Raw genomic sequence first — 17,719 nt, 5'->3', positions numbered from 1 at the left:
CGTCCGGCGTGTCGGCGGACAGGCCCTGGGCTGGGGCCCGTTGTGCTCCCATGGCCGCTTACGGTAGTCGCAGACCAGGCCCCCTGACCAGACGGAGCGCGACGAAGGCGGGGGCGCGGCGACATCTGGACGCACCGCCGCCGCCGGATTGTGCCAACCTTGGTCTGTGGCTAGCCCTGTTTCTCAAACGCCGGTCTGCGTGCTCGGGCTGGGGCTGATCGGAGGCTCGATCATGCGGGCCGCCACGGCGGCGGGCCGGGAAGTCTTCGGCTACAACCGGTCGGTGGAGGGCGCGAAGGTGGCCGCCGCCGACGGTTTCGACGCCACCACCGATCTCACGGCGACGCTGACCCGCGCCGCGGACACCGGCGCGCTGATCGTCCTGGCGGTGCCCATGCCGGCGCTGGCCGGCATGCTCTCCCACATCGGCGAACTGGCCCCGGCCTGCCCGTTGACCGACGTCACCAGCGTGAAGGGGGCGGTGCTCGACGAGGTCGTCTCCGCGGGTCTTCAGGAACGTTTCGTCGGGGGCCACCCGATGGCGGGTACCGCCCACTCGGGTTGGGCCGCCGGCCACCCCGGCCTGTTCACCCGGGCGCCGTGGGTAATCAGCGTGGACGACCACGTCGACCCCGTTGTGTGGTCGATGGTGATGACGCTGGCGCTGGATTGCGGCGCGGTGGTGGTGCCGGCCAGGTCCGACGACCACGACGCCGCAGCGGCCGCCATCTCGCACCTGCCGCACCTGCTCGCCGAGGCCCTCGCGGTCATCGCCGGGGAGGTGCCGCTGGCGTTCGCGCTGGCCGCCGGGTCGTTCCGCGACGGGACGCGGGTCGCGGCAACCGCCCCCGACCTGGTGCGGGCGATGTGCGAGGGGAACACCGACCAGCTCATACCGGCTGCCGACCGGGTCATCGAGCTCCTGAGCCGGGCCCGCGAGTCGCTGGCCGCGAACAATACGGTGGCCGAACTCGTCGAGGCCGGCCACGCCGCCCGGACGCGTTACGACAGCTTCCCGCGTTCGGACATCTTCCACGTCATCATCGGCGCCGAGAACTGGCGCGAGGAATTGGCCGCCGCCGGCCGGGCGGGCGGGGTGATCAGATCCGCTCTGCCAAGCCTGGATAGTCGACGATGAACCCCTCTTCGTCGACACTGACGACGGTGTCGGCGACCGGGGAGCGCAGCTTGATGCCTTCTGTGCCGCCGGAGCTCGTGTAGCTCACGATGTCCGGCGTGATGGACATGTCGGGCAGGTTGACGTAGACCACCGGCAGGGTCACCGAGTCCGCCTGTTCATGCAAGCCGCGCCGCCGGATGGGCAACGCGTTGAAGAACGGGCTGAACACCACGTCGCAGTCGAGGGCGCCGTTGTACGCCGCGCGGTGCTCGCCCTGATGGTCGGTGACCAGCCACATGTTCTCTTCGTCGCGGGCGATGGACAACACCCGTTCGCGTTCGGCCAGCGTGACCGTCATGCCGAGGCGCTTGGTGGCGCCGGTCTCGTCGGTCTGCAGGTCGTAGTAGGCGCCGAACGCCGGGTTGGTTTCGGTGGCGGCCGCGACGATGCGGCCATTGGCCTTGATCCTCTTGCCGGACACCTGGATTCGTACCGATTCCATCCGCGATACGTCCTGTGCACGCCAAGTGAGCATCGCCTGCCACACGCGCCGAGTCGAATCAGAGGAATCTGCGTTCACTCACCTACCGTAAATCGTGCCCGCGATGCGCGAGGGAAGTGTCCGATAAGTGTGGCGCAGTCGACCGGTGCCCGGCATCGAGACCCACACCGCCAACGCCAGCAGCCCGTCGAGCGCGAGCGCCAAGGCGGCCACCATCAAGGCACCGACCAGGGCGAGGTGGAACTCGCGCTCCTTGATTCCGTCGATGAGGTAGCGGCCGAGCCCGCCGAGGCTGGCGTAGGCCGCAACCGTCGCGGTGGCGACCACCTGCAGCGTCGCGTTGCGCAACCCGCCCAGGATCAACGGCAGCGCGTTGCGCGCCTCCACCCACAGCACCCGGGCCTCCGTCATGCCCATCGCGCGCGCGGCGTCGACCACGGTCGGCTCGACGTTGGCGATGCCCGCATAGGTGCCGGCCAGCAGTGCCGGCACCCCCAGCAGCATCAGCGCGACCAGGGGCGGCCCGAGGCCCAGCCCGAACAGCAGCGTGCCGAGCAAGAGCACACCGAGGGTCGGCAGTGCGCGGAGCCCGTTGACCGCACCCACCACCAGCAGGGTGCCCCGACCGGTGTGCCCGATGACGAGCCCGACGGGGACAGCGATCAGGGCAGAGGCGCCGACCGCGACGGCCGTGTACTCCAGATGCTCCAGGATGCGCGCCGCGAGCCCGACCGGACCCGTCCAGTTGTCGGCGGTCAGCAGAAAGGAGACGGCCCGCGCCACGAAGTTCATCGCGCGCCCCCCACGATCGGGGCGACCACCGACCGCCGGCGCGGCGGTCGCCCGGCGCGTTCCCACGGCGTGATCAGCCGGCCCGCCACCATGATCAGGGCGTCGATGACGACCGCCAGCGCGAAGAGCGCGATGATGCCGGCCAGGATCTGGTCGCTCTTGTTGGTCTGATAGCCCTCGGTGAACCACGTGCCCAGGCCGCCGATGCCGATCACCGAGCCCACCGAGACCATCGCGATGTTGGTGACCACCACCACCCGCAACCCGGCCACCAGGACCGGAATGGACAGCGGCAGTTCGACTTTCAGCAAGCGGCTCAGCGGCGGGTAGCCGACCGCGGTGGCGGCGTCGCGCACCTGCGCCGGCACCGCGTCGAGCGCCTCGAGGACCGCCCGCACCAGCAGCGCCGCGGTGTATGCGGTCAGTGCGACCAGCACGTTGGCCTCGTCGAGGATGCGGGTCCCGATGATCATCGGCAAGACCACGAACAGAGCCAGTGACGGGATGGTGAACACGACGCTCGCGGTCGCCGTCGTCAGCCGGCGCGCAACCGGCGCGCGCTGCACCGTCGCGCCCAGGGGGACGGCGATCACCAATCCGATCAGCACCGGCACCAACGACAGCCGCAGATGAATGATCGTCAAGGCCCAGGCATCGTCGAGGTGGGTGAGCAGGTAGTGCATGCGTCACCCCCGCCGCCGGGCTTCCGCCGCGGCCAGCACGTCACCGGCCAGCACGCCGCCGATCACCCTGCCGCCGTCGTCCACGGCGACGCCCACGCCCGACGGTGAGGACAGCGCCGCATCGAGCGCGTGGCTGAGATTCCCCCCGGGACGAAACAGCGAGCCGACGCCGCTCATGCTGTCCGACAGCGACGCGCCGGCCCGATGCCGGCGCAGGCCGTCGCTGTCGATCCACCCCATCGGTGCGTGCGCGCCGTCCACCACCACCGCCCACTCGTCGGCGACGGTCTCGGGAAGATCGGCCGCGGGGATGCACCGCACGCCGTGCAGCGGCAGGCCGGCCGCGTCGATGAGTTGCAACCAACGATAGCCGCGGCCAAGGCCGATGAACCTCGCGACGAAGTCGTTGGCAGGCCGCGACAGCAAGCGCGCGGGTTCGTCGTACTGCTGCAGCGTGCCGGCCCGGAAGACGGCCACCCGGTCGGCCAGCTTGAGCGCTTCGTCGATGTCGTGCGTGACGAACACAACCGTCTTGCGCAATTCGCTTTGCAGACGCAGGATTTCGTTTTGCAGGTCAAGGCGTACCACCGGGTCGACCGCCGAGAACGGCTCGTCCATCAACAAAATCGGCGGGTCGGCGGCCAGTGCACGCGCCACGCCGACGCGTTGTTGCTCACCGCCGGACAGCTGCGCGGGGTAGCGGGTGGCCAGCTTGGTGTCCAGTCCGACGCGTTCGAGCACCCCGTAGGCGGCGGCACGGGCCGCCCGCCGCGACTGTCCCTTCAGCACCGGAACCGTTGCGACGTTGTCGATCACCCGCAGGTGCGGCATCAGTCCGGCGTGCTGCATCACGTAGCCGATCCCGAGGCGCAGCCTCACCGGGTCGAGCGTGGACACGTCCACCCCGTCCACGGTGATGGTGCCGGACGTCGGCTCGATCATGCGGTTGACCATGCGCAGCGCGGTGGTCTTGCCGCTGCCCGACGAACCGACGAAGACGGTCAACTTCCCGGTGGGGATCACCAGACTGAGCTGGTCCACCGCGGTGGTCCCGTCGGCGAATGCCTTGCTGACGTTGTCGAAAACGATCATTGGCCCACCGGATGGTCGAAGCCGTTGTCCCGCAACCAGTTCCGCGCGGCCTGGTCGGGGTCGATACCAGAGTTTCCCGCCACCGCGGCATTGAGCCCCGCCACCCCGGCGGTGGTCAGCTTCCCCGACACGGCGTCCAGCACCTGCTTGAGCCGGTCCGACTTCTTCTGCGAATTGACCAGCGGCACAATGTTGCCGGCGATGAAGTTGTGCTCCGGGTCCTCCAGCACCACCAGACGGTTCTGCGGGATGGCCGGTGACGTGGTGAAGATGTTGGCGGCGTTGACCCTCCCTTCCAGCAGGGCGCGCACCGTCACCGCGCCGCCGCCGTCGTTGATGGCGACGAAGTTACCGGGCCCGATGTCGAGCCCGTATTTCTGCCGCAGCCCCGGCAGGCCGGCCGGGCGGTTGGCGAACGCGGAGGGCGCCCCGAATCTCACGTCCGGCGAATGTGCCGCCAGGTCGGCGATTGTCTTCAGCTTCCACGAATTAGCGGTCGAGTCGGTCACGGTCACGGTGTCGGTGTCGGCGGCAGGCGACGGGGTGAGGACGGCGAGGTCGCCGGGAAGTTTGCGGTCGAGCTCCAGCTCGACGGCGTCGAGCATGGTCGCCGTCGACTCGGGCTCGAAGTAGAGCAGCAGGTTGCCGATGTACTCGGGCACCAGGTCGATGGAATGGTCTTTGAGCGCGGGTATGTAGGTCTCCCGGCTGCCGATCCCCATCCGCCGGCCGACCTCGAAGCCGTTGGCCTGCAACGCTTGTGCGTATATCTCGGCGATGATCTGCGACTCCGGGAAATCGGCGGATCCCACCACGATCGATTTCGGGCTGCGGACCTCCGCGCCGAGCGGGTCGGGGCTGCTGCACGCCGCGAGAACGCCGATCGCCGTGACCAACACCGCCGCTTGCACGATCGCGCGGAGCGCGCGCGACGGCATCCTCATACCGCCGACAGTAACGTCAGAACCCGCCCCGCGCCGGGACGAAGCGGGCCGGCTGCGCGGAGTGGTTTCATTCTGCGCCGGATCGGACAAAGATGACCCTATGAGCAGCCCCAACCCTGCCTCGCCCACCCAGCCGCCCGCCAAGCCCGCCGCGGCGCCCAAGTCCGGCGCGGCGCCCAAGGAGCCTGCCATCGGGTTCACCCGCGCCGGTGCGCTGTGGTCGTCCCTGATCGCCGGGTTCCTGATCCTGATCTTGTTACTGATTTTCATCACCCAGAACACGACCTCCACGCCGTTCCAGTTCTTGGGCTGGCATTGGAGCCTGCCGCTGGGGGTGGCCATTTTGCTCGCCGCCGTGGTCGGCGGGCTGATCACGGTGGCCGTCGGCACCGCGCGCATCCTGCAGCTGCGCCGCGCCGCCAAGAAGCACCACGCCGCCGCGTCGCGGTAGGCGGCAGCGCGCCATCGCTTATGCGTCCTGGGCTTCGGCCGCGCGCCCCGGGCGGGAAAACGCGCGATTTCGCGCCGTTACCTCACACTCGAAGCCGTGGTCGCACACTCAGCCCGGCAGCTTGGCCAGCTCGGCCAGCCCGCGCGAAATCAGGGGCGCGACGACCTCCGGCATGTGGTCGGAGTCCATCCCGCGAGCCTGATCCGACATCCGCCTGCGGAAGTCGATCCCGGCGGCGATGATGGCGAGCTTGAAGTAAGCCAGCGCCATGTAAAACTCCCAATGCGCCAGCGGCAGACCGGCGACCAGCGAATAGCGATCGGCCAGCTCGTCGGCCGTCGGCAACAGCGGTGACGTCCAGGCGGCCTGCGCGTTGACGATCAGGTCCAGCGCGGGGTCTCGGTACACGCACATCAACGCCGCGTCGGAGAGCGGGTCCCCGAGGGTGGACAGCTCCCAGTCGACGACGGCGCGAACCTTCGTCGGGTCGTCGGCGTCCAGGATCGTGTTGTCGATCCGGTAGTCGCCGTGCACGATCGAGGTCCGGCTCTGCTGCGGGATGGCGTCCTGCAGACCGGAGTGCAGGCGCTCGACGTCGGCGTCGCGGCGGTCGTCGGGCAGCCGCACCAGCGCCCATTGCGAACCCCACCGCCGCACCTGCCGCTCGAGATAACCATTGGGCTTGCCGAAGTCGGCCAGGCCCACGGCCGCGGGGTCGACGGAGTGGAGGTCGACGAGGACCCGGATCAGCGAGTCGACACAGCCCTCGATGACGGTGTGGCTGAACGCTTCGAGCTGGGCGCGGCGGCGCACCACCTGGCCGGCAACGAATTCGACGATCTGGAACGGCGCCCCCAGCACCGACTCGTCCTGGCACAGCGCGATCGCGCGCGCCACCGGAACCGGGGTGTCACGCAGCGCGGCGACCACCCGGTACTCGCGGGCCATGTCATGCGCCGACGGGGTCAGGCCGTGCAGCGGCGGGCGCCGCACCAGCCAGCTGGTCGCGTCATCGTAGACGCGGAACGTCAGATTGGAGCGGCCGCCGGAGATGAAGTCCGCGCGCAACTCGCCGTCACGCCCGATGCCCAGCGAACGCAGGTAGGAGTCCAGCGAGGCCAGGTCGAGGCCTTCGAGTTGGTCAGCTGAAGTCACCGGACTTGTTTACCACCTCTGATTTCGTGGCAGCAGGTCCCACACGTGCTCGACACCGTTGACCCCAGCGACCGTCGCCTCACCTGATCGCGAGAACAGTAGCCGGGTGACCGAGGCGTAGTCGACCGGGAACGACAACAGCCGGGACGTGCCCAGGATCTGGTGCAACAGCACGTTGATCACCCCGCCGTGGCTGAACACCGCAACGGTGTCCTCGGGGGCGACGGAGGCGACGAGGTCGTCGACCGCCGCGCGCACCCGGGCGAGAAACGCGTCCTCGTCGACCGCGCTGGGCAGGTGCCCCTGCGCCAGCCGCGCCCACTCTTCGGGCATCTCCTCGCGGATCTGCTCGACGGGGATGTAGAGCGGAAGGTCGCGGTCGTATTCGGCGAATCGGTCGTCGATTTCGACGGTCAGCTCGCGCGCCGCCGCGACCGGCTCGGCGGTCTGGATGGCGCGCCGCTGCGGGCTGCTCACCACCCGGGAAATGGGAAACCTGTCCAGCGCCTTGGGTAGTCGCTCGATCTGAGCCAATCCCTCGTCCGACAGGTCCGGGTCTGAGCCCTCGCCGTGTTCGCTGCGCAGCGGCAGCGCGTGCCGGACCAGAAGCAATTGCATGGGTGTCTTCCTGTCTGTGGTTGCGCGCGACGTGTTCATTCAAAGCATGCGGACTCGCCCCCGCAAAATAGGGCTCAGGGAAGGCCGATCTCGAGGAGGAAAAATGACCGAGCCGAGCATGGATTGGGACACCGCGTACCGGCAGGACACGCCACCGCCGTGGAGCATCGGCCGGCCGCAGCCCGAGCTGGCGAGGCTGATCGACGAAGGCAGAATCCGCAGCGACGTGCTGGACGCCGGGTGCGGCCACGCCGCCCTGTCGCTGGCGCTGGCCGAGCGCGGCTTCACCGTCGTCGGCCTGGACAGCAGCGCGACCGCGATCGAGGCCGCTTCGGTGGCGGCGGCGGAACGCGGCCTGGCCACGGCGACCTTCGCGCAGGCCGATGTCACGAATTTCCGCGGCTACGACGGCCGCTTCAACACCATCCTGGACAGCGGGCTGTTTCACGCGCTGCCGCCGGAGAAGCGCCAGGACTACCTGCAGTCGATCCTCCGGTCGGCCGCCCCGGGAGCGGCGCTCTACATCCTGGCCTTCGCCGCCGGGGCCCTGGGCGACGCCAACCAGGGCGGCGGGCCGCGGGGCTTCGACGAGGAGGAGTTGCGCGAGGCCGTCTCGACGCTCTGGCGGATCGACGATCTGCGGCCGGCGCACGTGTACGGCAACGCGCCCGAGTCCTCCGACGGCCCGCTGGCACACCTCGATCGCGACGGCGAGGGCCACTTCCTGGCCCCCGGATTCCTGGTCAGCGCACGCAAGCAGGACTGAGCCGAAAGCGAGGCGCGGGCGCGAGAGAATGCTATTCTCCGCACGGAGAGTGGAGTGTGCGGATGACGACGGTAGATCAGTCCGGGCTGGATGCGGCCGTGCTTGCCCGCTGGCTCGATGCGAACGGCGCACCGGGGAACGGTGAAGAACCGCGCGTAGAGCAACTGAAGGGCGGGTCCCAGAACACGCTGTGCCTACTCGTCCGCGGTGGCCAGCGGATGGTGTTGCGGATGCCAGGCGCCCGCGCCGACGCCGCCCGCATCAACGGCTTGCTCCGCGAGATCCGCTTGGTGCGAGCACTGTCCGGCACCGACGTCCCGCACGCGGCGCTGATCGCCGCCGACGAGACCGGCACCGTGCTGGGCATGCCGTTCTACGTCATGCAGGCCATCGACGGGTGGAGTCCGATGGACGGCGGCTGGCAGCCGCCGTTCGACACCGACTTGACGGCCCGGCGCGGCCTGGCCTTCCAGTTGGTCGAGGGCGCCGCCAAGCTGGGCCGGGTGGACTGGCGGGCCCAGGGCCTCGACGGCTTCGGTCGGCCGGACGGGTTCCACGAGCGGCAGGTCGATCGCTGGCTGACCTTCCTCGACGCGTACAAGGTGCGCGACCTTCCCGGGCTCGACGAGGCCGCCGACTGGCTGCGCAACAACCGGCCCTCGCACTACCGGCCGGGAATCATGCACGGCGACTACCAGTTCGCCAACGTGATGTTCGCCCACGGGGAGCCGGCGCGACTGGCCGCGATCGTGGACTGGGAGATGACCACCGTCGGCGACCCGCTGCTCGATCTGGCGTGGTGCCTGCTGGGCTACGACGGCGAAGAGCCCCGGGCCGACGGGTTCTATTTGGACATGGCCGGCATGCCCACGCGCAGCGAGCTGTTGGGGCACTACGAGGCGATCAGCGGCCTGTCCACCGACAACATCGACTACTACCTGGTACTGGCCAACTGGAAACTCGGCATCGTGCTGGAAAAGACTTACGCTGCGGGGGTGCGCACCGGGAAGGTCGATCCCAAGATCCAGGACGCCTTCGGGGCGATGATCCCGCAACTGATCGCCACGGCCGCCGACCTCGCGCGGTCACTGCCGTCCGGGGGCCGCTGAAATGGGTTACGCCGACCGGCTTTTCGATCTCACCGATCGGGTCGTGCTGGTCACCGGCGGTAGTCGCGGGCTGGGGCGCGAGATGGCCTTCGCGGCGGCCCGCTGCGGCGCCGACGTCGTGGTCGCGAGCCGCAACATGGACAACTGCATGGCCACGGCCAAGGAAATCGAGGCCGAAACCGGGCGCTCGGCCCTGCCGTATCAGGTCCACGTCGGTCGCTGGGATCAGCTCGACGGATTGGTCGAGGCAACCTACGACCGGTTCGGCAAGGTCGACACGCTGATCAACAACGCCGGCATGTCACCGCTGTACGACAAGCTGACCGACGTCACCGAGAAACTGTTCGACGCGGTGGTCAACCTGAACCTCAAGGGCCCGTTCCGGTTGTCGGCCTTGGTGGGCGAGCGGATGGTGGCGGCCGGCCGCGGGTCGATCATCAACGTGAGCACGGCCGGCTCGTTGCGACCGACGCCCGACATCGTCCCCTACGCCGCAGCCAAGGCCGGGCTCAACGCCATGACCGAGGCGCTGGCGAAGGCGTTCGGGCCGTCGGTGCGGGTCAACACCCTGATGGCCGGCCCGTTCCTGACCGACGTGAGCAAGGCATGGAACCTCGACGCGGCGCCCGGCAAGCCGTTCGGGCACCTCGCGCTGCAGCGCGCCGGAGATCCGGCCGAAATCGTCGGTGCCGCTTTGTTTCTGGCGTCCGACGCGTCCAGCTTCACCACCGGCTCGATCCTGCGCGCCGACGGTGGAATTCCCTGACGCGCGGCGATCGCGAGCGCGGCGCCGCCGGGCGCGGCGGGTCGCCGCCGATGAGCGCGGCGATCGCAAGCGCGGCGCCGCCGGGCCCGGCGGGTCGCCGCCGATGAGAGAGTAGGAGATTCGAATGTCTTGGGACTTCTCCACCGAACCGGAGTTTCAGGAGAAAATCGACTGGGTCCGAGAGTTCGTCCGCCACGAGGTGGAACCCCTCGAGGTGCTCTTCCCCGGCTGCGAGTTCCTGCCGCTCGACGACGAGCGCCGCCGCATCGTCGATCCGCTCAAGCAGCAGGTTCGCGACCAAGGCCTGTGGGCGCCGCATCTGGGCCCCGAACTGGGCGGGCAGGGATTCGGCGCGGTCAAGCTGACCTTGATCAACGAGATTCTGGGCCGCAGCCCGTGGGCGCCGATCGTGTTCGGCACGCAGGCGCCCGATACCGGCAACGCCGAGATCATCGCCCGCTTCGGAACCCAGGGCCAAAAGGACCGCTACCTCGCCGGGCTGCTGTCCGGGGAGATCTTCTCGTGTTTCTCGATGACCGAGCCGCAGGGCGGCGCGGATCCGCGCGTCTTCCGGACCCGCGCCTTCCGCGACGGCGACGACTGGGTGATCACCGGTCGAAAGTACTTCTCTTCCAACGCCTCCGTCGCCTCCTTCTTCATCGTCGTCGCGATCACCGACCCGGACGTGCCCGTGCACCGCGGCGCCTCGACGTTCCTGGTACCCGCCGACACCGAAGGCCTCACCATCGAGGCCACCCATCACCTGGTCGGCGCGCTACCGCACGAGCCCGGGCACTCGCTGGTCCACTACGACGGGGTGCGGGTGCCGGCGGACGCGATGCTGGGCGAACCCGGTCAGGGCTTCATGATCCTGCAGACCCGGCTGGCCGGCGGGCGGCTGCATCACGCGATGCGCTCGATCGGGGTCGCCCAACGGGCGGTGGAGATGATGGCCCGGCGCGCGAAAAGCCGCTTCACCCAGGGCAGTTCGCTGGCGGACAAGCAATTGGTGCAGGCGTTCATCGCCGACTCCTACACCGAGCTGATGCCCTTCCGGCTGGCGGTGCTGCACGCGGCATGGCTTATCGACACCGCCGGGGAGCACGCGGCCCGCGCCGAAATCGGCGCCTGCAAGATCCTGGCGTCGCAAGTGCTGAAATCGATTGGGCTGCGCGCGATCCAGGTGCACGGTGCACTCGGCACCACCGATCAGCTGCCACTGGTCAACGTGCTGCTCGGCGGGGTGGCACTGGGCCTGGCAGACGGACCGACCGAAGCCCACAAGGTCAACCTGGCCCGGCTGCTACTCAAGGGATACGAGGCCGAGGACGCTGAGTGGCCGAGCGAACTGCTCGACATCCGCCGGGAGGCCGCGCGCACCAAGTACGGCGACCGGATCGATCGGGTTCCGGCGCTGCCCGATAAGCCGTGAGCAGCAGGGTGACGGCGGCCGTCGAGCGGGCGCTCGACGAGCGGCAGCGGGAGGCGACCGAAGAGGTGGAGCGGATCCTGGCCGCCGCCGTCCGCGTCATGGAACGGGTTGCGCCCGAACCGCCGCGGGTGAGTGACATCGTCGCCGAGGCCGGCTCGTCGAACAAGGCGTTCTACCGCTATTTCGCCGGCAAGGACGACCTGATCCTGGCCGTCATGGAGCGCGGGGTCGCCATCGTCGTGTCCTACCTCGAGCACCAGATGGCCAAGGAGCGCGAGCCCCGCGACCAGGTCGCCCGCTGGATCGAGGGCACGCTCGCGCAGGTGGCCGACCCGCAGCTGATCAGCATGAGCCGGGCGGCCGCCGGCCAGATGTCGGCCGGTGCGAACTGGCGCGCGGCGGATCAGGAGATGATGCGGCCGCTGCGGGATCTCCTCGTCGAACCCGTTGCGGCGCTGGGCAGCAAGGATGTCGAGCGCGATGTCGAGGCCGTGTTCAGCTGCACCGTCGCGACGATGCGCCGCTACCTGGGGTCAGGCGACCGGCCGGGTCCGCCCGACATTGCACACCTGGTGGAGTTCTGCCTACGCGGTCTGGGGGTTTGATGCGCGCCGTTGTCTGTCGTTCCTACGGCACTCCGGAAGATCTGGTACTCGAGGACGTGGACGAGCCGGTGCCAGGCCCCGGGCAGCTGCTGGTGCGGGTGCACGCCGCGGCGGTCAACTTCCCCGACGTGCTGTTCATCGCCGGCAAGTATCAGGTCAAGATTCCGCCGCCGTTCATCCCGGGCAATGAGGTCGCCGGCGAGGTGATCGCCGCCGGTGCGGGCGCCCGTTTCGAGCCTGGACAGCGGGTGTCCGGCACCACTTTTGGGGCGTTCGCCGAACAGGCGCTGCTGGACGCGAACCAGGCCGCGCTGATCCCCGAGGACGTCGACTTCGGGTCGGCCGCCGCCTTCGGGGTGACCTACCGCACCGCCTATCACGCGCTGCGCTCGACCGCCGCGGTGACAGAAGGGGATTGGGTCGTCGTGCTGGGCGCCGCGGGCGGCGTCGGGCTGGCCGCGGTGGACCTGGCCGTCGCCATGAAGGCACGGGTGCTGGCCGCCGCATCGAGCCCCGAGAAACTCGAGCTGTGCCGGCGTCGCGGCGCCGAGGCGACCGTCGACTACGACCGGGAGGACCTCAAGTCGCGCATCCGCGAGTTGACCGGCGACAGCGCCCGGGCGGTGCTCGACCCCGTCGGCGGGCCGTACGCGGAGCCGGCGCTGCGCGGGCTGGCGCGTGGCGGCACCTTCGTCACCCTGGGCTACGCCGCGGGGACGATCCCGGCGATCCCGCTGAACCTCGTTCTGCTCAAGGACATCTGCGTCCGCGGCATGGAGATCCGCACCTTCGCGACCGACCACCCCGAGGAGTCCGCCCGGGACTTGCGCGAACTATCGGAGATGTTCGCCGCCGGCACGATCCGGCCGTACATCGGAGCACGGTTCCCGCTGGCCGAAACGGCGGCGGCGTTGCGGCATGTGGCCGACCGGAAGGTGTTGGGCAAGGTCGTCATCGACATCTGACTTGTCACGGCGTGACGATGTCGAAGCTCGGGTCGGGCTGATCGAGCACACCGAGCAGGGCCTGGAGCGCTGCCTGGTTGCCGGATATCTGCAACCCGGGCGAGGAGAAATCACCCATCGCCGCGGACAGCAGCCGAAACTTGCTGTCCAGTTGAACCGTGACCGATGCCGTCGCCGGATCGGCCGCCACTTTGCGGTAGACCAGCACGCCGTTGCGCAGGGTGAGCCGGTAGTTGGTGGCAAGATCGGCGAAGGCGAGATCGATGGCGAGGTCGAGATCCCAGCTGCGCGGGCCGTCGACCCGGATCGCGAGGCTGTCGAAGATCTGCTCGGGCGTCAACTGGGAGAGCATGGTGGGCGAGGCGACCTGCGCCGCGGTGCCGAAGTTACCGCCCCGCAATTCCGTTGCGCCACTGAGGAAGAAGTTGCGCCACGTCGCGTTCTCGGCCCCATAGGCCAGCTGCTCGAGGGTGTCGGCGTAAAGCGTGCGGGCGCCCTCGTGTGCGCTGTCGGTGAAGATCGCATGATCCAGTAGCGTTGCCGCCCAACGGAAGTCGCCGGAGTCAAAGGCTGACTGGGCCAGGCCGACAACCCGGTCGATCCCACCGATCGCCTCGACGTAGCGCGGCGCGAGCGCCTCCGGGGGATGCGGCCACAACCGCGCCGGGTTGCCGTCGAACCAGCCCATGTAGCGCTGATACACGGCCTTCACGTTGTGGCTGACCGACCCGTAATAGCCGTGGGTGTGCCACGCACGTTCGAGCGCCGGCGGCATCCGGAACATCTCGGCGATCTCGATCCCGGTGTAGCCCTGGTTGAGCAGCCGCAGCGTCTGGTCGTGCAGATAGGCGTACATGTCGCGCTGCAGCGACAGGAACTCGACGATGCTGTCCCTGCCCCAGGTCGGCCAGTGATGGGAGGCGAACACCACGTCGGCGCGGTCGGCGAAGGTGTCGATCGCCTCGGTGAGATAGCCGGACCAGGCGTGCGGATCGCGCACCAGTGCTCCCCGCAGGGTCAACAGGTTGTGCAGGTTGTGGGTGGCGTTCTCCGCCATGCACAGCGCGCGGAACCGCGGGAAGTAGAAATGCATTTCGGCCGGCGCCTCGGTGCCGGGCGCCATCTGAAACTCGATCTCCACCCCGTCGATGGTGTGCGTCTCACCGGTCTCGCGAATGTCGATGGTCGGCACGATGATCGCCACTTCGCCGGTCGACGGGGCCTGGCCCAGCCCGCAGCCCACCTGGTCGCGCGGACCGCGGGGCAGCATGCTGCCGTACATGTACGTCGCCCGCCGCGTCATGGCCGGGCCGGCGTACACGTTCTCCTGCACCGCATGCTCGACAAAACCGTCCGGCGCCAACACGGCCACGGCGCCGGCGTCCACGTCCGCCTGCGAGGTGACGCCCAGCACGCCGCCGAAGTGGTCGACATGGCTGTGGGTGTAGATCACCGCGACGACGGGCCGGTCGCCCCCGCGGTGGGTGCGATACAGCGCCAGCGCGGCCGCGGCGACCTCGGTGGACACCAGCGGGTCGATGACGATGATCCCGGTGTCGGTCTCGACCAACGTGACATTCGAGATGTCGAGACCACGGACCTGATAGATCCCCGGAACCACTTCGTAGAGTCCCTGTTTGGCGGCCAGCGTCGACTGCCGCCAGAGACTGGGATGCACCGATGTCGGCGCCGCGCCGCCGAGGAACGAGTAGGCGTCGTTGTCCCACACCACGCGGCCGTCGGCCGCCTTGATGACGCACGGGGACAGGGCGGCGATGAATCCGCGGTCGGCGTTGTGAAAGTCGGTGTCGTCATCGAATGGCAGGGCGTGTGCGCGATGCGCCGCCTCGATGACTGCGGTGGGGGGTTTGCGCTGCACGCCAATACATTGCCATTGGCGCGCCATTCCGTACTAGAGGTTCTTGTCAAGTGACTAACGAACACAGAAACAATTACCCGGAACTCTAGATCTTCGGTCCAGTTAACCCTCATACTGCCCACACGGCCCTCAATGCCGAGGGTCGCAACTTTCGGGCAAAGGAGAACACGTGAAGCGTGGACTGATGGTCGCGGTGGCCGGAGCAGCAATTCTGGCCGCCGGCATTTCCGGCTGTTCCAGCAATAAGTCGAGTTCAGGCGGTTCTGGCACCAGCTCCGCGGTGAACACCTCGGCGGGCGCTGCCAGCGGAACCAAGGTCCTCATCGACGGCAAGGACCAGAACGTGAGCGGCTCGGTGGTGTGCACGACCGCCGGCGGCAACGTCAACATCGCCATCGGTGGTGCCGCGACCGGAATCGCCGCCGTGCTCACTGACGCCAACCCGCCCCAGGTGAAGTCGGTTGGACTGGGCAACGTCAACGGTGTGACGCTCGGCTACACCTCCGGGACCGGCCAGGGTAACGCCTCGGCCGAGAAGAACGGCAACAGCTACAAGATCACCGGCACGGCCACCGGCGTCGACATGGCCAACCCGATGCAGCCGGTGAACAAGCCGTTCGAAATCGACGTCAACTGCTCTAGCTAATCGAGGATGCGGGCGGTTGCCACCCGTTGAGTGGCAACCGCACCGTGAACTCGGTATGGCCGGGTGAGCTGTCCACGGTGATAGTCCCGTTGTGCGCCTTGACCACCGCGGACACGATCGCCAGGCCCAGCCCGGTGCTTCCGCCCTTGCGGGACCGCGAGGTGTCGCCGCGGGCGAAGCGCTCGAACACTTCGGATTGAAGCGCCGCCGGGATCCCGGGGCCGTTGTCGATGACCCGCAGCACGGTGTGCGCCGGCTCGGTGCTCAACCGCGTTGTCACGACGGTGCCCGCGCCGGTGTGCAGGCGGGCGTTGGCGAGCAGGTTCGCCAGCACCTGGTGCAGGCGGGCCGCATCGCCGGTGATGATCACGGGTTCCTCGGGCAGGTCGAGTTCCCACTGATGGTCCGGTCCGGCGACATGCGCGTCGTTGACGGCGTCGACCGCCACCCGCGACATATCGACCGGTTCGCGTTCCAGCGGCCTGCCGGAGTCCAGCCGGGCCAGCAGCAGCAGGTCCTCGACCAGTCGCGTCATCCGTTCCGTCTCGGAGGCCACCCGGCTCATCGCGTGCGCCACCGCCTCCCGGTCGTCGCCCATCCGCTGGGTGAGTTCGGTGTAGCCGCGGATCGCGGCGAGCGGCGTGCGCAGTTCGTGGCTGGCATCGGCGACGAACTGGCGGACACGGGTCTCGCTGGCCTGCCGGGCCGACAAGGCGGCCGCAATGTGATCGAGCATCCGGTTGAGGGCTGACCCCAGCTGGCCCACCTCGGTGTACGGGTTCGCGTCGGATTCACGCACGCGGAGCGGCAGCTCGACCTCACCGCGATCCAGCGGCAGGTCGGCCACCCGGCTAGCGGTCTGCGCGACCCGGCGCAACGGCGCCAGCGCCCGCCGGATGATGATGACCCCGGCGATCGTCGCGGCGGCCAGCGCGACCGCGGTGACGATCGCGAAAATGATCAGCATCCGGATCAAAGTGGCGTCGACGTTGGCCATCGAGAGGCCGGTCACGATGGTGTCACCCCCGTTGCGGCTCGGGGCGGCGACCACCCGATACCGGCCGAGCCCGTCCAGGTTCAGGGTGACCGGAGCGCGGCTGCCCGCGATCTGCTCCAACTGAGACTGGGCGGCCGGGCTCAGCGCGGCCCGGGTGCCGCTGCTGGTGAGGTAGCCGGCGTCGACGGTTTTGCCGTGGTTGACCACCGCGGCCACCATGCCCGCCGGCTGACCGGGGGCGTCCAGAAACCGCGGGCCAGGACCCGGCCGCGGGTAGTAAGAGTGTTCGTGCCGCGGGCGGTTCGGCTCGGGGTACATCAGCGCCGAGCGGAAAGACGTGCCGGCGAGTTGTCCGTCGAGCTGCTTCACCAGGTGGTGATTGAGCGCCAGCTCGGTCACCGCAGTGATGCCGACGCACACGATGGCCAACACGACGATCTGCCCGACCAGCAGCCGCAGCCGCAGGGACCAGGCCCGCCGTGAACTGGCCAACGGTCGCGACCCGCTGCTGAACAACCGTCGCGACCCGCTTCGCCCGGCTTCGCCGCGCTCGCGATCGCTCCCAGCCAACGGTCGCGACCCGCTTCGCCCGGCTTCGCCGCGCTCGCGATCGCTCCCAGCCAACGGTCGCGACCCGCTTCGCCCGGCTTCGCCGCGCTCGCGATCGCTCCCAGCCAACGGTCGCGACCCGCTTCGCCCGGCTTCGCCGCGCTCGCGATCGCTCCTAGCGCGCGGGCTTGAGGACATAACCCGCGCCACGCAGCGTGTGGATCATGGGCTCGCGACCGCTGTCGATCTTCTTGCGCAGATACGAGATGTACAGCTCGACGATGTTGGACCGGCCGCCGAAGTCATAACTCCACACCCGGTCGAGGATCTGGGCCTTGCTGAGCACCCGCTTGGAGTTGCGCATCATGAACCGCAGCAACTCGAACTCGGTGGAGGTCAACGAGATCGGCTCGCCGCCGCGGGTGACCTCGTGGCTGTCCTCGTCGAGGACCAGATCGCCGACCACCAGTTGCGCGCCGCTGTCCAGCGTCGTCACCCCGGTGCGCCGCAGCAGGGCCCGCAGGCGCAGCACCACTTCTTCGATGCTGAACGGTTTGGTGACATAGTCGTCGCCGCCGGCGGTCAACCCCGCGATGCGGTCCTCCACGGCGTCCTTGGCCGTCAACAGCAACACCGGCAGCTGGGGGT

General features: G+C 68.9%; 19 protein-coding genes. 9 read left to right on the top strand and 10 right to left on the bottom strand.

The window, feature by feature from the left end; all coding sequences use genetic code 11:
- Positions 1–199 precede the first annotated feature (199 nt).
- Complete coding sequence (locus A9X05_RS22460) at positions 200–1,138, top strand: prephenate dehydrogenase (protein ID WP_067784142.1); 939 nt, start codon at positions 200–202, stop codon at positions 1,136–1,138.
- On the opposite strand, the gene A9X05_RS22455 is transcribed toward A9X05_RS22460, so the two are convergent.
- Genes A9X05_RS22455 through A9X05_RS22435 form a run of 5 tightly spaced genes read right to left on the bottom strand, consistent with a single transcriptional unit; the run spans position 1,101 to position 5,133 of the window.
- Positions 1,101–1,700, bottom strand: coding sequence for a putative glycolipid-binding domain-containing protein (locus A9X05_RS22455; protein ID WP_067748773.1), 600 nt, complete (start codon positions 1,698–1,700; stop codon positions 1,101–1,103). The two genes, A9X05_RS22460 and A9X05_RS22455, sit on opposite strands and share 38 nt — an antisense overlap.
- Complete coding sequence (locus A9X05_RS22450; protein WP_067784140.1) at positions 1,701–2,414, bottom strand: ABC transporter permease; 714 nt, start codon at positions 2,412–2,414, stop codon at positions 1,701–1,703.
- Entirely contained in the window at positions 2,411–3,097 is a 687-nt protein-coding gene (locus tag A9X05_RS22445) for an ABC transporter permease (protein ID WP_067784138.1), read from the bottom strand. The genes A9X05_RS22450 and A9X05_RS22445 overlap by 4 nt, the downstream gene beginning before the upstream one ends.
- A gap of 3 nt (positions 3,098–3,100) precedes the next feature.
- Entirely contained in the window at positions 3,101–4,189 is a 1,089-nt protein-coding gene (locus A9X05_RS22440) for an ABC transporter ATP-binding protein (RefSeq protein WP_067784137.1), read from the bottom strand.
- The gene (locus tag A9X05_RS22435; protein ID WP_067784136.1) at positions 4,186–5,133 is read right to left on the bottom strand and encodes an ABC transporter substrate-binding protein; all 948 of its coding nucleotides are present in this window, start codon (positions 5,131–5,133) and stop codon (positions 4,186–4,188) included. Before A9X05_RS22435 ends, A9X05_RS22440 begins: the two co-directional genes overlap by 4 nt.
- 100 nt (positions 5,134–5,233) lie before the next feature.
- Here A9X05_RS22435 and A9X05_RS22430 point away from each other — a divergent pair, with 100 nt between their 5' ends.
- Positions 5,234–5,584, top strand: a complete 351-nt coding sequence (locus A9X05_RS22430; RefSeq protein WP_067760686.1) for a lipopolysaccharide assembly LapA domain-containing protein — start codon at positions 5,234–5,236, stop codon at positions 5,582–5,584.
- Between the two features lie 108 nt (positions 5,585–5,692).
- On the opposite strand, the gene A9X05_RS22425 is transcribed toward A9X05_RS22430, so the two are convergent.
- On the bottom strand, positions 5,693–6,739 hold the full coding sequence (locus A9X05_RS22425; RefSeq protein WP_067760684.1) for a phosphotransferase family protein: 1,047 nt from the start codon (positions 6,737–6,739) through the stop codon (positions 5,693–5,695).
- Between the two features lie 9 nt (positions 6,740–6,748).
- On the bottom strand, positions 6,749–7,357 hold the full coding sequence (locus A9X05_RS22420; protein ID WP_067760682.1) for a histidine phosphatase family protein: 609 nt from the start codon (positions 7,355–7,357) through the stop codon (positions 6,749–6,751).
- Between the two features lie 103 nt (positions 7,358–7,460).
- Between A9X05_RS22420 and A9X05_RS22415 the strand changes: the two genes are divergently transcribed.
- The 6 genes from A9X05_RS22415 (at position 7,461) to A9X05_RS22390 (ending at position 13,000) form a co-directional block, all read left to right on the top strand.
- Positions 7,461–8,123, top strand: coding sequence for a class I SAM-dependent methyltransferase (locus A9X05_RS22415; RefSeq protein WP_067784131.1), 663 nt, complete (start codon positions 7,461–7,463; stop codon positions 8,121–8,123).
- Between the two features lie 62 nt (positions 8,124–8,185).
- Complete coding sequence (locus A9X05_RS22410; RefSeq protein WP_067784129.1) at positions 8,186–9,232, top strand: phosphotransferase family protein; 1,047 nt, start codon at positions 8,186–8,188, stop codon at positions 9,230–9,232.
- A 1-nt stretch (position 9,233) separates the two neighbouring features.
- On the top strand, positions 9,234–9,998 hold the full coding sequence (locus A9X05_RS22405) for an SDR family NAD(P)-dependent oxidoreductase (RefSeq protein ID WP_067784127.1): 765 nt from the start codon (positions 9,234–9,236) through the stop codon (positions 9,996–9,998).
- A 124-nt stretch (positions 9,999–10,122) separates the two neighbouring features.
- On the top strand, positions 10,123–11,430 hold the full coding sequence (locus tag A9X05_RS22400; protein ID WP_067760672.1) for an acyl-CoA dehydrogenase family protein: 1,308 nt from the start codon (positions 10,123–10,125) through the stop codon (positions 11,428–11,430).
- On the top strand, positions 11,427–12,035 hold the full coding sequence (locus A9X05_RS22395) for a TetR/AcrR family transcriptional regulator (protein ID WP_067760670.1): 609 nt from the start codon (positions 11,427–11,429) through the stop codon (positions 12,033–12,035). The genes A9X05_RS22400 and A9X05_RS22395 overlap by 4 nt, the downstream gene beginning before the upstream one ends.
- A complete protein-coding gene (locus A9X05_RS22390; RefSeq protein WP_067760668.1) occupies positions 12,035–13,000 on the top strand; it encodes an NADPH:quinone oxidoreductase family protein in 966 nt (321 codons plus the stop codon). The genes A9X05_RS22395 and A9X05_RS22390 overlap by 1 nt, the downstream gene beginning before the upstream one ends.
- Positions 13,001–13,004: 4 nt before the next feature.
- Here the strand turns inward: A9X05_RS22390 and A9X05_RS22385 are convergent, their stop codons facing one another.
- Positions 13,005–14,885: an alkyl/aryl-sulfatase gene (locus tag A9X05_RS22385; RefSeq protein ID WP_197499171.1), complete on the bottom strand. Its 1,881-nt coding sequence runs from the start codon at positions 14,883–14,885 to the stop codon at positions 13,005–13,007.
- Positions 14,886–15,048: 163 nt separating this feature from the next.
- Between A9X05_RS22385 and A9X05_RS22380 the strand changes: the two genes are divergently transcribed.
- Positions 15,049–15,525, top strand: a complete 477-nt coding sequence (locus A9X05_RS22380; RefSeq protein ID WP_046185294.1) for a lipoprotein LpqH — start codon at positions 15,049–15,051, stop codon at positions 15,523–15,525.
- Here the strand turns inward: A9X05_RS22380 and A9X05_RS22375 are convergent.
- Both A9X05_RS22375 and A9X05_RS22370 read right to left on the bottom strand, forming a co-directional pair.
- Positions 15,518–17,014 carry a cell wall metabolism sensor histidine kinase WalK gene (locus tag A9X05_RS22375; protein ID WP_197499170.1) on the bottom strand — a complete coding sequence of 499 codons (1,497 nt, stop codon included), beginning with the start codon at positions 17,012–17,014 and terminating at the stop codon, positions 15,518–15,520. The two genes, A9X05_RS22380 and A9X05_RS22375, sit on opposite strands and share 8 nt — an antisense overlap.
- 232 nt (positions 17,015–17,246) lie before the next feature.
- On the bottom strand, positions 17,247–17,719 hold a 473-nt coding region (locus A9X05_RS22370), incomplete at its 5' end, for a winged helix-turn-helix domain-containing protein (RefSeq protein WP_067784123.1).

The sequence above is a fragment of the Mycobacterium sp. E3298 genome (assembly GCF_001666895.1).
Classification (GTDB): Bacteria; Actinomycetota; Actinomycetes; order Mycobacteriales; family Mycobacteriaceae; genus Mycobacterium.
The sequence above is the reverse complement of the archived record's forward strand: the minus strand, read 5'-3'. Positions and strand labels throughout refer to the sequence as shown.

What these genes read in the sequence shown, in the direction of transcription:
- A9X05_RS22450 (WP_067784140.1), bottom strand. Translation starts at nt 2,414, where the DNA reads ATGAACTTCGTGGCGCGGGCCGTCTCCTTTCTGCTGACCGCCGACAAC.
- A9X05_RS22445 (WP_067784138.1), bottom strand. Translation starts at nt 3,097, where the DNA reads ATGCACTACCTGCTCACCCACCTCGACGATGCCTGGGCCTTGACGATC.
- A9X05_RS22440 (WP_067784137.1), bottom strand. Translation starts at nt 4,189, where the DNA reads ATGATCGTTTTCGACAACGTCAGCAAGGCATTCGCCGACGGGACCACC.
- A9X05_RS22435 (WP_067784136.1), bottom strand. Translation starts at nt 5,133, where the DNA reads ATGAGGATGCCGTCGCGCGCGCTCCGCGCGATCGTGCAAGCGGCGGTG.
- A9X05_RS22430 (WP_067760686.1), top strand. Translation starts at nt 5,234, where the DNA reads ATGAGCAGCCCCAACCCTGCCTCGCCCACCCAGCCGCCCGCCAAGCCC.
- A9X05_RS22420 (WP_067760682.1), bottom strand. Translation starts at nt 7,357, where the DNA reads ATGCAATTGCTTCTGGTCCGGCACGCGCTGCCGCTGCGCAGCGAACAC.
- A9X05_RS22415 (WP_067784131.1), top strand. Translation starts at nt 7,461, where the DNA reads ATGACCGAGCCGAGCATGGATTGGGACACCGCGTACCGGCAGGACACG.
- A9X05_RS22410 (WP_067784129.1), top strand. Translation starts at nt 8,186, where the DNA reads ATGACGACGGTAGATCAGTCCGGGCTGGATGCGGCCGTGCTTGCCCGC.
- A9X05_RS22405 (WP_067784127.1), top strand. Translation starts at nt 9,234, where the DNA reads ATGGGTTACGCCGACCGGCTTTTCGATCTCACCGATCGGGTCGTGCTG.
- A9X05_RS22400 (WP_067760672.1), top strand. Translation starts at nt 10,123, where the DNA reads ATGTCTTGGGACTTCTCCACCGAACCGGAGTTTCAGGAGAAAATCGAC.
- A9X05_RS22390 (WP_067760668.1), top strand. Translation starts at nt 12,035, where the DNA reads ATGCGCGCCGTTGTCTGTCGTTCCTACGGCACTCCGGAAGATCTGGTA.